The sequence below is a fragment of the Massilia sp. Leaf139 genome (assembly GCF_001424165.1).
Classification (GTDB): domain Bacteria; phylum Pseudomonadota; class Gammaproteobacteria; order Burkholderiales; family Burkholderiaceae_D; genus Telluria.
Genome location: NZ_LMOJ01000001.1, coordinates 488084 through 500405, shown reverse-complemented (window position 1 = coordinate 500405; position 12322 = coordinate 488084). Strand labels below are relative to the sequence as shown.

The following is a 12322-nucleotide window of genomic DNA, read 5'->3' as shown; positions in this document are numbered from 1 at the left end:
CCCCATGGATGGCGACGTACTGATTCTTTCCGGCTTGTGGGATTCGGGGCCGCAGCACTGGCAGTCGCACTGGGAAGCGCGCCATCCGGAATGGCGCCGCGTCGATCACCGCGACTTCAACGACCCGGTGAAGGATGAATGGGTGGCCGAACTCGATGCGGCCATCGCCGCCTGCACTGGCGCGCCGGTGCTGGTCGCGCACAGCCTGGGCTGCATGCTGGCCGCGCACTGGGCGGCGTCCGGCTCGCCCCTGCGTGCGGCCGGCGCCTTCCTGGTCGCGCCCAGCGACGTCGACGCGCCTTCCTACCCGATCGATCCCAAAGGCTTTGCGCCTGTGCCTTTCGCCCCCCTGCCCTTTCCCAGCCTGGTAGTGGCCAGCACGAACGACGCATTCGTCAGCCGCGAACGGGCGCAGGCCTTTGCCGCAGCCTGGGGCAGCCGCTATGTCGAGATCGGCGACGCCGGCCACGTGAACGCCGACGCCGGCTACGGCGACTGGCCCGAGGGCGAGCGCCTGCTGCTGGAATTTCTGGCGCAGCTGCGCAAATAAGCGCATCACGCCAGATTGGCAACACCCGTTGTATTTTTTATAGTTTGCCGTACGGCATGAGGTTATGATGGCGTCTGCAAACCCAGGCATGACCATGGCAGACCCGGCGCCCTTCCTTCCCCGTCCATTTTCGCTCTACCTCGACTGCTGCCGCTTCCTGGCGGCGGTACTGGTCGTGGCCAGCCATTTCGGCCCGTTCGGCGCCATCGTCGCCCCACGCGGCAGCTGGTGGCTGAACCTGGGGCGCGAATCGGTCGTCGTCTTCTTCGTCCTGTCGGGCTTCGTGATCGCCTACACGACCGAGCGCAAGAACGCCGGCCTGCGCGACTATTGCGTGGCGCGCTGCACGCGCATCTATTCGGTCGCCCTGCCCCTGGTGCTGCTCGGCTTCGCCATCGCCGCCGTGCTGGTGCTGACGCAGCAGGCGGCGCCGGGACAGTTCTACCAGCTGGCCAAGCCCTGGCTCTACCTGCCGCTGCACCTGCTGTTCATGGGCGAACTGTGGACGGTGTCCGAGCCGCCGCCGCTGCTCGGCCCCTACTGGTCGCTCGGCTACGAGGTCTGGTACTACGTGCTGTTCGGCGCCGCCTTTTACCTGCGCGGCCTGCGCCGGCTGGCGGTGGTCGGCTCGCTGCTGGTTTTCGTCGGCCCCAAGCTGTGGCTGCTGTTGCCGGTGTGGCTGGCGGGCGTGGCCAGCTACCACTGGCAAAAGACGCACACGATCGCGCGCCCGCTGGCGCGCGCCGGCTGGATCCTGTCGCTGGCGCTGCTGGCGGCCTACAAGATGAACGGCCTCGACGCGACGCTGCGCGCGCTGGCCCTGAGCAGCTGGCCCTTCCCTGACCTGCCCCTGAAGAGTGCCGACCGCTGCCTTGCCGACTACCTCGTCTGCAGCCTGGTCGTGCTGAACTTCCTGTGTGCGAAGAACGCCGATTTCCGCGGCCTGCTGCGGGTGGAAAGGCCGGTGCGCTGGCTGGCGTCGTACACCTTCACGCTGTACCTGGTGCACGCGCTGGTGATGCAGGTGTGGCTGATGGTGTATCCGCACCGGCAGTCGTCGGCGGGCGATGTGCTGGCGCTGGTGGCGGCGATCGTAGGGGCGACCTTGTTGATCGGGCAGTTGACGGAGCGGCGCAAGGGGTGGTTCGAGACGGTGTTCGCCTGGCTGGCGGCGCGGCTGCCATCTTCGGGGGGAACCGATGGTGCGAAACTCATACGATGAACACGTGGGCTCGGGGAGCCCACCCTACGTTACACTCCAGCCGTTGGCAGAGGCGTAACGTAGTGTGGGCACCGCCGATCATTCGCGGCGCATCGATTCAACACGAGACGTAAAAACGCCCATTCATGGATCGAAGCGGCGGTGCGGAATGCATGCGGTCACCGCGGGCATGCCCGCCCTACGGTGCGCGACAGCCATTGCCAGATGCGTACCGTACGGGGTCATTGAGGCCAATGGCCTCAATGACGGGTTCACCGGGCACCCGTGCCCACGCGTTACGCACCGTTGAACATTCGGCCGCGTTCATGGGCCCGACAAGCATAAAAAAACCGGGCGCAAGGCCCGGTTCTTACTACACGCCGACGCTTATTTGCCCGACGCCAGCAGCATCTCGTTCAAGCGCTTCACAAACGCCGCCGGATCGCTCAGGCTGCCGCCCTCGGCCAGCATCGCCTGGTCGAACAGGATATGCGACCAGTCGGCGAAGCGCGGGCTGCTCGCGTCTTCGTACTTCAGACGCGTCACCAGCGGGTGGTTCGGGTTGATCTCGAGGATGGGCTTCGATTCCGGCGCGTTCTGGCCCGCCGCTTTCAGCATGCGCACCAGGTTGGCCGACAGCTCGTGTTCATCCGCCACCAGGCAGGCCGGCGAATCGGTCAGGCGGTGCGTCACGCGTACGTCCTTGGCCTTGTCCGTCAGGGCGCCCTTCATCTGCTCGACCAGTTCCTTGTACTGGGTCTCGGTCTCTTCGTGTTCCTTCTTCTCGGCTTCGTCTTCGAGCTTGCCGAGATCGAGGCCGCCCTTGGCCACCGAGGTCAGCTCCTTGCCTTCGAACTCGGTCAGGAAGGACAGCATCCATTCGTCCACGCGGTCGGTCAGCAGCAGCACTTCGACGCCCTTCTTGCGGAAGATCTCGAGGTGCGGGCTGTTCTTGGCGGCATTGAAATTATCGGCCGTGACGTAATAAATCTTGTCCTGGCCTTCCTTCATGCGCGCGACGTAGTCCGCGAACGAGACGGTCTGTTCGTCCGAGTCGTTCTGGGTCGAGGCAAAGCGCAGCAGCTTGGCGATGCGATCCTTGTTGGTCGCGTCCTCGCCGATGCCTTCCTTGAGCACCTGGCCGAATTCCTTCCAGAAGGTGACGTACTTGTCCTTCGTTTCCTGCTCGTCCGCGTTCGCCAGTTCTTCCAGCATGCCCAGCACGCGCTTGGTCGAGCCTTCGCGGATCACCTTGACGTCGCGCGACTCCTGCAGGATCTCGCGCGAGACGTTCAGCGGCAGGTCGGCCGAGTCGATCACGCCCTTGATGAAGCGGAGATAGGTCGGCATCAGCTGCTCGGCGTCGTCCATGATGAAGACGCGTTTTACATAGAGCTTGATGCCGCCGCGCTTGTTGCGATCCCAGAGGTCGAACGGAGCGTGGCTCGGCACGTACAGCAGCTGGGTATATTCGCTGCGGCCTTCGACGCGGTTGTGCGTGTAGGTGAGCGGTTCCTGGAAGTCGTGCGAGACGTGCTTGTAGAACTCGTCGTACTGCTCTTTCGTGATGTCCGCCTTGTTGCGGGCCCACAGGGCGCTGGCCTGGTTGACGGTCTCGAACTCGTCCTTCAGGACGGTGGCTTTCTTCTCTTCGTCCCACTCTTCCTTCTGCATCAGGATCGGCAGCGAGATGTGGTCGGAATATTTGCGGATGATCGATTTCAGCTTCCAGCTCGAGAGCAGCTCTTCCTCGCCCGCGCGCAGGTGCAGGATCACGTCGGTGCCGCGGCCCACCTTCTCGATCGATTCGACGCTGTAGTCGCCTTCGCCGGTCGACTCCCAGCGCACGCCTTCCGACGCCTCGGCGCCGGCGCGGCGGGTCTCGACCGTGATGCGGTCGGCCACGATGAAGCCCGAGTAGAAGCCCACGCCGAACTGGCCGATCAGGGCCGCATCCTGCTGCTGGTCGCCCGACAGGCGCGAGAAGAATTCCTTGGTGCCGGACTTGGCGATGGTGCCCAGGTGCGAGATGACTTCCTCGCGGCTCATGCCGATGCCGTTGTCGGAAATCGTGACGGTCTTGGCGTCCTTGTCGAAGTTGACGCGGATTTTCAGTTCGTGGTCGTTGCCGTACAGGGCATCGTTGTTGATTGCCTCGAAGCGCAGCTTGTCGGCCGCGTCGGACGCGTTCGAGATCAGTTCGCGCAGGAAGATCTCCTTGTTCGAATACAAGGAGTGGATCATCAGTTGCAGCAGCTGTTTTACTTCAGCTTGAAAGCCAAGGGTTTCTTTTTCGGCGTGCGCCATCTTGTTCCTCGTGGTGGTTCGGATTAAACATACGGGTTGAACGGATTGCTGCAATATTGGGGTACTGTCATGAGTTTCAAGAGCTTTCTGGCTTGCCGTACAATACCGGCTTCATCCACCGCATTGGAAATTCCATGTCCGTCTACGACAAACTGAAGGAACTCGACATCACCCTGCAGCAGGCCGCCGCGCCAGCTGCCGCCTACGTCATGTACGTGCAGACCGGTAACCTGGTCTTCATCTCGGGCCACATCGCCAAGAACGCGGACGGTTCGGTCAACGTCGGCCAGCTGGGCAAGGACAAGACGACCGCCGACGGCCAGGCCGCCGCACGCGCCATCGCCATCGACCTGATGGGCACGCTGCAGGACGCCTGCGGCGGCGATCTGACCCGTGTGAAGCGCATCGTCAAGCTGATGAGCCTGGTGAACTCGACCCCGGACTTCACCGAGCAGCACCTGGTCACCAACGGCGCCTCGGAACTGTTCGGCGAAGTCTTCGGCGACGCCGGCAAGCATGCCCGTTCCGCCTTCGGCGTGGCCCAGATCCCGCGCGGCGCCTGCGTCGAGATCGAAATGATCGTCGAAGTGGCCTGAGCCATTCGTTCGCAGGGCCGGGTCACAAGCCCGGCCCTTTTTCCATCAGCGGCTTATCCAGCCCTCAGTGACCCTCAGTGAACATCAGTGAGACCAGCATGAAAATCGAGAATCCGAATCCCATCCAGTGGCAGTTTTCCGAGCGCGCGCAGGGCCTGCAAAGCTCGTTCATCCGCGAGATCCTGAAGATCACCCAGCGTCCGGAGATCATCTCCTTTGCCGGCGGCCTGCCTTCGCCCGCCACCTTCCCGGTCGAGCGCATGAAGGCGGCCTACGACAAGGTGCTCAGCGAAACCGGCAAGGTGGCCCTGCAATACGGCCCGACCGACGGCTTCGCGCCGCTGCGCGAATGGATCGCGAACTCGCTGTCGACGGAGGGCACCAAGATCCTGCCCGAGCAGATCCTGATGACCTCGGGCTCGCAGCAGGCGCTCGATTTGCTCGGCAAGGTGCTGATCGACGAAGGCAGCCGCGTGCTGGTCGAAACCCCGAGCTATCTGGGCGCGCTGCAGGCCTTCTCCGTGTATCGCCCGGAGTTCGCCTCGGTCGCCACCGACGACGACGGCCTGGTGCCCTCCTCGATCGAAGCCGTGGCGAAGGGCGCGCGCTTACTGTATTCGCTGCCGAACTTCCAGAACCCGACCGGCCGTTCGCTCTCGATCGCGCGCCGCCAGGAACTGGTCGAAACCTGCGCCAGGTTCGGCCTGCCGCTGATCGAGGACGATCCCTATGGCGCCCTCTCGTATTCGGGCGAGCCGATGCCGAAGATGGTGGCGATGAACCCGGACGGCGTCATCTACATGGGTTCGTTCTCGAAAGTGCTCACGCCCGGGATCCGCCTCGGCTATGTGTGCGCCCCGCCGCCGCTGGTGCGCCGTCTCGAGCTGGCCAAGCAGGCGGCCGACCTGCACACCGCGCAGCTGACGCAGATGGTCGTGCACGAGGTGGTCAAGGACGGCTTCCTCGACGAGCATATCCCGACGATTCGCAGCCTGTACGGCAAGCAGTGCCAGGCCATGCTGGACGCGATGGCCGAACACTTCCCGGCCGGCGTGACCTGGACGAAGCCGGAAGGCGGCATGTTCATCTGGGTGACCCTGCCGAAGAGCATCGACGCCATGAAGCTGCTCGACACGGCGATCGCCTCGCGCGTCGCCTTCGTGCCGGGTGCGCCTTTCTATGCCAATGAAGGCGAGACCAATACGCTGCGCCTGTCGTTCGTGACGGTGCCGCCGGAGCGTATTCGTGAGGGGATTGCGATCCTGGGCAAGCTGATTGCAGCGATGTTGTGAAATGTAGGGTGGACGGATCTTCCCGTCCACGCGTCTTGGTCGCATGCGTCGACGCGTGGACGGGGAACCCGTCCACCCTACAGCTAACTTTGCACCATTTTGGTGCAAAAAAACTACAGGTCATTTGCGATACCACACCGGGCAGTTGTGGCATTCCAACAATAAAGACTAGCTCTAAGGCAACAAAAATTCCCCTCCGCGCCGACATCAGGGTATGATTTTGAACGAGATCAAACCCGTCACCGCGATTCCCGCAATGTCCATTTCAGCTCTCGCCCCTGCGGCAACGACGCGCCAGGCCGCCATCCTGATCGTCGACGACGCTCCCGCCCAGCTCGGCGCGGTGCGTTCCATGATGCTGGATCAGGGCTACCAGACCTTCGTCGCCAACAGCGGCGAACGGGCGCTGGCCATTGCCCAACGCGCGCGGCCGGATCTGATCCTGCTCGACATCGTCCTGCCGGGCATGGACGGCATGGAAGTCTGCCGCCGCCTCAAGCTGCACCCGGCCACCTGCAACATCCCCGTCATCTTCATGAGCGCGCGCACGGAGACCGACGACATCGTCGCCGCCTTCGACATCGGCGCGGCCGACTACATCCCCAAGCCCTTGCGCCTGGCCGAGGTCTGCGCCCGCGTGCGCGCCCAGCTCCAGTTCCGCCGCACCAGCCTGTCGCAGCAACAGCAGGCCGAACGCCTGCGCCTGATCGTCGACGGCATGGACGAGGGCCTGATGGTGATCGAGCCGTCCGGGCGCATCCAGTACACCAATCCCGCCTGCGACCGCTATCTCGGCTATGCGCCCGGCGAGCTGGCCGGCGCCGCGCTCGACGACCTGCTGGCGCCCTCGGTGGCGCAGGAATACCTGGAGCTGTTCGGCCAGGGCGCGTTCGATGCGGCGGGCGCGCACTGCCGCGGCGCGCGCGAAGTGCTGATCCGCCAGCGCGACGGCAGCCTGCGCGCGATGGACTTCACGCTCACGCCGATGGGCGACGAGCAGCCGCTGTTCATCGCCCTGCTGCACGACATCACCCACCACAAGCAGTCTGAAAACGCCCTGCAGCGCGCGGCCCTGCTCGACCCGCTGACGAAAATCGCCAACCGGCGCCACTTCGACGCCTTCATGGACAAGGAGTGGCAGCGCGCCATCCGCTCGAGCCAGCCGCTGTCGCTGGTCGTGCTCGACGTCGACCACTTCAAGGGCTACAACGACAGCCTCGGCCACGTCGCCGGCGACGCCTGTTTGCAGCAGGTGGCGATGGCGCTGCAATCGCATGCGCTGCGCGCTACCGATCTCGCCGCGCGCTACGGCGGCGAGGAATTCGTTCTGCTGTTCGGCGAGACCGGCTTCGAGGCCGCCTGCGCCCTGGCCGAGGCGATCCGCGCCCACATCGAGTCGCTCGGCATTCCCAATCCGCGCTCGCCGACCTCGCACTGGGTCACGGCCAGCCTGGGCGTGGCCACCATCGTGCCGACCCAGCTCGACGACATCAAGGAATTCTTCGTGCAGGCCGACCGCGCCATGTACGCGGTCAAGGAAGCCGGCCGCAACGGCGTGCGCGCGCTGCAGACCGGCGCCGCCTTCGCCCCCATCGCGCGGGCGATTGGTTCCTAGGACTGCTGCGGGTAGCCGGTAATCTCCGCGATCTCGCGGTACAGCGGCTGCAACTGGCGGTACATCCGGCGGTACACCTGCTTATAAAGCTTGTCGTAGATGGCGCGGTTGGCGGGGATCGGCTCGAACACGCGCCCGACCCGCGTCATCGCCTTCACGGCGGTGGCGAAATCCGGATACAGCTGCAATCCCACGGCGGCGTCGATGGCCGCGCCCAGGCCCGAGGTTTCGTAGACGTGCGGGCGCGCCGTCGGCAAGCCGAAGATGTCGGCCGTCAGCTGCATGGCCGCGTCGCTTTGCGAACCGCCGCCGGAGACGCGCAATTCGGTGATGCGCACGCCGCTGCGCTTCTCGATGCGCTCCTTCCCTTCGCGCAGCGCATAGGCCAGCCCCTCCAAAATCGCGCGGTAGACGTGGGCGCGCGTGTGGACGTCGCCGAAGCCGACGATCGCCCCCTTCGCTTCGCGCCCCGGCACGCGGATGCCGGGCGTCCAGTAGGGCTGCAGCATCAGGCCCATCGAACCGGGCGGCACCGATTCAGCCAGCTGGTCGAACAGCTGCTCCGGCGCCAGGTCGCCCGCCAGCGCGCGCAGCTGCTCGTGGTGGCCGAACTGCTCCTTGAACCAGTTGACCATCCAGTAGCCGCGAAACACCTGCACCTCGGTGCTGTAGGCGCCGGGGATCGCCGACGGATACGGCGGCACGAAGGGCGTCACCTCGACATAGCGGCGGCTGGTGGTATTGATGGTGGCCGTGGTGCCGTAGCTGAGGCAGCCGACCTGCGGCTCGACGCAGCCGGCGCCCAGCACTTCGCAGGCCTTGTCGGCGGCGGCGGCGAACAGCGGCGTCCGGAGCGGGATGCCGGTCTGCGCCGCGGCTGAGGGATCGATCTCGCCCAGCCGGGTGCCGGGCGCCTGCAGTGCGGGCAGCATGCGCGGCTCGACCGCCAGCGCCTGCCATTTCCAGTCGCGACGCGCGGCCCAGGTATGGCGCCTGTAGTCGAACGGCAGATAGGCCACCTGCGAGCCGCTCGAATCCGCGAAGCGCCCGCACAGCCGCCAGTTCAGGTAGCCCGAGAGCAGCAGGAACTTGTCGGTGGCCTGCCAGACCTCGGGCTGGTGGGCGCGGATCCAGTTGATCTCGGCCTCGCCGCGGAAGAAATCGATGGTCTTGCTCACCCGCGCCAGCTTGAAGGCGGCGCGCCAGAAGGGGCCGATCGGCGGCACGGTGTCCGTCCTGCGCTGGTCGAGCCAGGTAATCGCGGGACGCAGCGCTTTGCCGTCCGCGTCCAGGTTGACGACGGTGCCGCGCTGGGTCGTCACGGCCACAGCGCGCACCGCCGCCTTGTCCACGCCCGCCTGCGCCCACAGGCCCTGGCAGGCGCGGCAGACGGCTTGCCAGTAGTCTTCCGGTTCGTGTTCGGCCCAGCCGGGGTGGGTCGAGAAATAGGCTTGCAGCGGCACCTGGCATTTGGCAACGATGTTCCCGCGCAGGTCGAACAGCAGCGCGCGCACGCTCTGGGTGCCGTTGTCGATGGCGAGGATCAGCGGTTCGGTCGTCATGCGCGTGGTTCCATGTGCGTTTGCGCTTGCGGCAGGCTGTAGTGGTTCATCCATGTCGTTTCGTAGGCGGCGAATTCTTCTTCCCAGCGCGCGTCGTTCCAGCCCAGCTCCGGCTGGCAGATGGCGCGGATGCGTGCCAGGTGTTCGATGCCGCCGCGGCGCAGCAGCAGGCCGATGCGGGTGCGGCGCAGCAGCAGGTCGTCCAGATGGGCGATGGCTTCAGCGCGCGCGGCCCAGCGCAGTTCGGCCCAGAGCGTTTCGGTGCCGGGGATGACCTCCAGTTCGTCCGGCTGCGCCGCGTCGAGCAGCGCCTGCGCCTGTGCGCCGTGGCGGCCGGAGAGGCGGCGCAGGGGCGGTGCCGGCAAGCGGCGCGGCGCCGTCGGCAGCGGCACCGGTTCGTAGATGCGGCACGGCGCCAGCGTGTCCGTCCAGCCGGGCAGCTGGGACTTCGCCACGCGCAGCACGTCGAGCGCGATCGCACGGAAGGTGGTCAGCTTGCCGCCGGCGACGCTCACCAGGCCCGGCTTCGCGAACACCGCGTGCTCGCGCCCGGCCTGCGAGGGCGCATGGGCATCGCCACTGGCGATCACCGGCCGCACGCCGGCATAGGTGGCGACGATATCGGCCTCGCGCAGGTCGAGCTGCGGGAACTGGGTTCGCAAGGCCGCCATCAGGTAGTCGAGTTCCGCGCGCGTGATCGCCGCCTCCTTCGTGAGCCCGTCGGCGTGGTCGACGTCGGTCGTGCCGACCAGGGTCGCGCCCTCCCAGGGAAAGGCGAACACGGGGCGGCCGTCATGCGGATGCATCAGGCTGATCGCCTGCGCCAGCGGCAGGCGCCAGGCCGGGAGGATCAGGTGGCTGCCGCGCAAGGGGCGCAGACGCGGGCCGTCGGCGCCGAGCGTGCCGCTCCAGGCGCCGCCGGCGTCGATCACGAGGCGCGCGCGTACTTCCATTTGCACGCCCTCCTCCATATCGCGCAGCCGCGCGCCGGCGACGCGGCCGGCCTCCGACAGCAGCGCTTCGGCTTGGACATAGTTGATGGCGACGCCGCCATGCCGGCGCGCCTCGGCCAGCGTGCGCAGCACCAGGCGCGCGTCGTCGGTCTTGGCGTCGAGGTAGACGATGCCGCCGGCCAGCTGCGGACTCACCGCATTCGGCGCCAGCATGGCGAAGTCGGGCGCGTTGCGCCAGTGCCGTTCGCGCCGCCCGGCGAACAGGTCGTACAGCGCCAGGCCGGCCAGCATGGTGCGGCGCTTGCGTTTATTGCCGTGGTCGGGGAAGGCGAAGCCCTGCGGCTCGACCAGGCCGGGCGCGTCGCGCAGCAGCGCCTCGCGCTCGCGCACCGCTTCGCGCGTCAGCTTCAGGTGGCCCTGCGCCAGGTAGCGCAAGCCACCATGCACCAGTTTGGAGGAGCGGCTCGAGGTGCCCCAGGCGAAGTCGCGCCCCTCCACCAGCAGCGCGCGCAAGCCGCGGCGCGAGGCTTCCAGCAGGATGCCGGCGCCGGTGATGCCGCCGCCGATGACGAGGATGTCCCATTCCCGCGCGGCCAGTTCGGGCAGCGCCGCCCGCCAGCCCCGCGGCCAGAGCGCGCTCACGGCAGCACCAGCTTGCCGGGGTTCATGCACCCGTCCGGGTCGAAGCGCCCGAACAGCGCGCGCATCGCTTCCAGACCAAGTTCGCCCTTCTCGCGTTCCAGCCAGGGCGCGTGGTCGCTGCCCACGCCATGCTGGTGGCTGATGGTGCCACCGCTGGCGACGATCGCCTCCGAAACTGCGTGCTTGAGGCCGCGCCAGCGCGCCAGGTCGGTGTCGTAATCGCCCGCCAGGCGGTACACAAACGTGGAATACACGCTCGCGCCTTGCGGATACAGGTGCGACAGGTGGGTGTAAGCATGCACCCGCTCGCCATGCTCGGCGAAAGCGCGCGCGGCCGCGGCTTCAATGGCAGCCATGGCCGGCGTGACGCCAGGCCAGTCGACGGCCGTTTCCACCGTGTCGATGGCGTAACCGTGGCGCCAGGCGCTGTTGCGCATGTAGACGTTGCGGAAGCGGTTCTTGCGCCAGCGCTCGCCCAGGCCGCGTCCCATGTGCACGCCGGCTTGCGTGCGGCAGAGCGCGAAGGCTGCGGCCAGGGCCGCGCGCGCCTGGCGTTTGGCGCCGCTGGCGCCGACCAGCAGCATGCACTTGCCCTCGCCGCAGCCGCGCAAACCCAGCCAGCGTTCCAGCAGGCCGACCAGGCGCTTGTGGCCGGCCAGCGCCAGCATGGTCTGCGTCTCCACGCCGTTCGACAGGCGCAGCATCGACAGCGGCAGGCGCGCCTGCGCCAGGCTGCGGACGGCCTGCACCGCGCGCTCCCAGTCGGGGAAGAACACGGCGTGGAAGGCCTCGAATTCCGGCAGTTTGCTCACCCGCACCGTCGCCTCGGTCAGGATGCCCAGCCGCCCTTCGGAACCGAGCACCATCTCGCGCAAGTCGACGCCGGCGCTCGACGCCGGAAAGGTGGGAATGGTCAGCGTGCCGCTCGGGGTCTCGACCTGGCCGCCCGCGAACAGCTGCTCGATGCGGCCGTAGCGCAGCGATTGCTGGCCGGAGGAGCGCGTGACGACCCAGCCGCCCAGGGTCGAATAGTCGAAGGATTGCGGGAAGTGGCCGAGCGTGTAGCCATGGGCGCGCAACTGCGCTTCCAGATCCGGCCCGGCGACGCCGGCGCCGAAGGTGGCCAGCTGTGATTCGCGGTCGAGCGCCGTCATGGCGCGCAGGCGTCCCATGTCGATGCACAGCGTGGGCCTGCCCTCGCCCACCGTCAGGTGGCCGGCGACGCTGGTGCCGCCGCCGTAGGGAATCACGGCGGCATCGTTCTGCGCCGCATAGGCCAGCAGCGCACGCACTGCTTCTGCGCTTTCAGGAAAGGCGACACCGTCGGGCACCGCGCCCAGGCGGCCGTGGCGCAGGCGCAGCCAATCCGACAGGCTCTGGCCCAGCGCATGCAGGGCGCGCACGTTTGGCGCGGTGTCGACCAATGCATGCGGCGCTAGGCGGCTCGCGGGAATCGCCGCGCAGGCCTCCTCGAAACTGGCATCCTGCGGCGCCTTGCCGGGGCCGATGCGCGCCTCCAGGAAGCCCAGCGCGTCCGCGTTCAGCGCCACATCGATCGATTCCTCGCCCCAGCCATTCCACCGTTTCATGCGCGTTCCCTTTAT

At 66.9% G+C, this 12322-nt stretch carries 9 protein-coding genes; 5 read left to right on the top strand and 4 right to left on the bottom strand.

Annotated features, from left to right (window positions below):
* Positions 1-4: 4 nt before the first annotated feature.
* Both ASF77_RS02225 and ASF77_RS02220 read left to right on the top strand, forming a co-directional pair.
* Entirely contained in the window at positions 5-550 is a 546-nt protein-coding gene (locus ASF77_RS02225) for an alpha/beta hydrolase (RefSeq protein ID WP_056333805.1), read from the top strand.
* Between the two features lie 88 nt (positions 551-638).
* On the top strand, positions 639-1772 hold the full coding sequence (locus ASF77_RS02220; protein WP_056333801.1) for an acyltransferase: 1134 nt from the start codon (positions 639-641) through the stop codon (positions 1770-1772).
* Positions 1773-2138: 366 nt separating this feature from the next.
* Here ASF77_RS02220 and htpG read toward each other — a convergent pair whose 3' ends face one another.
* Complete coding sequence (htpG, locus tag ASF77_RS02215; protein WP_056333799.1) at positions 2139-4058, bottom strand: molecular chaperone HtpG; 1920 nt, start codon at positions 4056-4058, stop codon at positions 2139-2141.
* Positions 4059-4192: 134 nt separating this feature from the next.
* Between htpG and ASF77_RS02210 the strand changes: the two genes are divergently transcribed.
* From ASF77_RS02210 to ASF77_RS02200, 3 genes are all read left to right on the top strand, one after another.
* A complete protein-coding gene (locus ASF77_RS02210; RefSeq protein ID WP_056333796.1) occupies positions 4193-4654 on the top strand; it encodes a RidA family protein in 462 nt (153 codons plus the stop codon).
* A 98-nt stretch (positions 4655-4752) separates the two neighbouring features.
* Positions 4753-5946: a PLP-dependent aminotransferase family protein gene (locus ASF77_RS02205; RefSeq protein ID WP_056333793.1), complete on the top strand. Its 1194-nt coding sequence runs from the start codon at positions 4753-4755 to the stop codon at positions 5944-5946.
* A gap of 256 nt (positions 5947-6202) precedes the next feature.
* Positions 6203-7561 (top strand): diguanylate cyclase, encoded by a 1359-nt coding sequence (locus tag ASF77_RS02200; protein ID WP_056336209.1) that lies wholly within the window; start codon positions 6203-6205, stop codon positions 7559-7561.
* On the opposite strand, the gene ASF77_RS02195 is transcribed toward ASF77_RS02200, so the two are convergent.
* The 3 genes from ASF77_RS02195 to ASF77_RS02185 are packed head-to-tail and all read right to left on the bottom strand — an operon-like array spanning position 7558 to position 12307.
* Positions 7558-9123, bottom strand: a complete 1566-nt coding sequence (locus ASF77_RS02195; protein ID WP_056333790.1) for an FGGY-family carbohydrate kinase — start codon at positions 9121-9123, stop codon at positions 7558-7560. The two genes, ASF77_RS02200 and ASF77_RS02195, sit on opposite strands and share 4 nt — an antisense overlap.
* Entirely contained in the window at positions 9120-10718 is a 1599-nt protein-coding gene (locus ASF77_RS02190; RefSeq protein WP_056333787.1) for a glycerol-3-phosphate dehydrogenase/oxidase, read from the bottom strand. The genes ASF77_RS02195 and ASF77_RS02190 overlap by 4 nt, the downstream gene beginning before the upstream one ends.
* Positions 10715-12307, bottom strand: coding sequence for an FAD-binding oxidoreductase (locus ASF77_RS02185; protein ID WP_056333784.1), 1593 nt, complete (start codon positions 12305-12307; stop codon positions 10715-10717). Before ASF77_RS02185 ends, ASF77_RS02190 begins: the two co-directional genes overlap by 4 nt.
* Between the last annotated feature and the right edge of the window lie 15 nt (positions 12308-12322).

Coding starts and splice junctions, on each gene's coding strand:
- ASF77_RS02220 (WP_056333801.1), top strand. CDS start 639: ATGACCATGGCAGACCCGGCGCCCTTCCTTCCCCGTCCATTTTCGCTC.
- ASF77_RS02205 (WP_056333793.1), top strand. CDS start 4,753: ATGAAAATCGAGAATCCGAATCCCATCCAGTGGCAGTTTTCCGAGCGC.
- ASF77_RS02185 (WP_056333784.1), bottom strand. CDS start 12,307: ATGAAACGGTGGAATGGCTGGGGCGAGGAATCGATCGATGTGGCGCTG.
- ASF77_RS02225 (WP_056333805.1), top strand. CDS start 5: ATGGATGGCGACGTACTGATTCTTTCCGGCTTGTGGGATTCGGGGCCG.
- ASF77_RS02210 (WP_056333796.1), top strand. CDS start 4,193: ATGTCCGTCTACGACAAACTGAAGGAACTCGACATCACCCTGCAGCAG.
- ASF77_RS02195 (WP_056333790.1), bottom strand. CDS start 9,123: ATGACGACCGAACCGCTGATCCTCGCCATCGACAACGGCACCCAGAGC.
- ASF77_RS02200 (WP_056336209.1), top strand. CDS start 6,203: ATGTCCATTTCAGCTCTCGCCCCTGCGGCAACGACGCGCCAGGCCGCC.
- htpG (WP_056333799.1), bottom strand. CDS start 4,058: ATGGCGCACGCCGAAAAAGAAACCCTTGGCTTTCAAGCTGAAGTAAAA.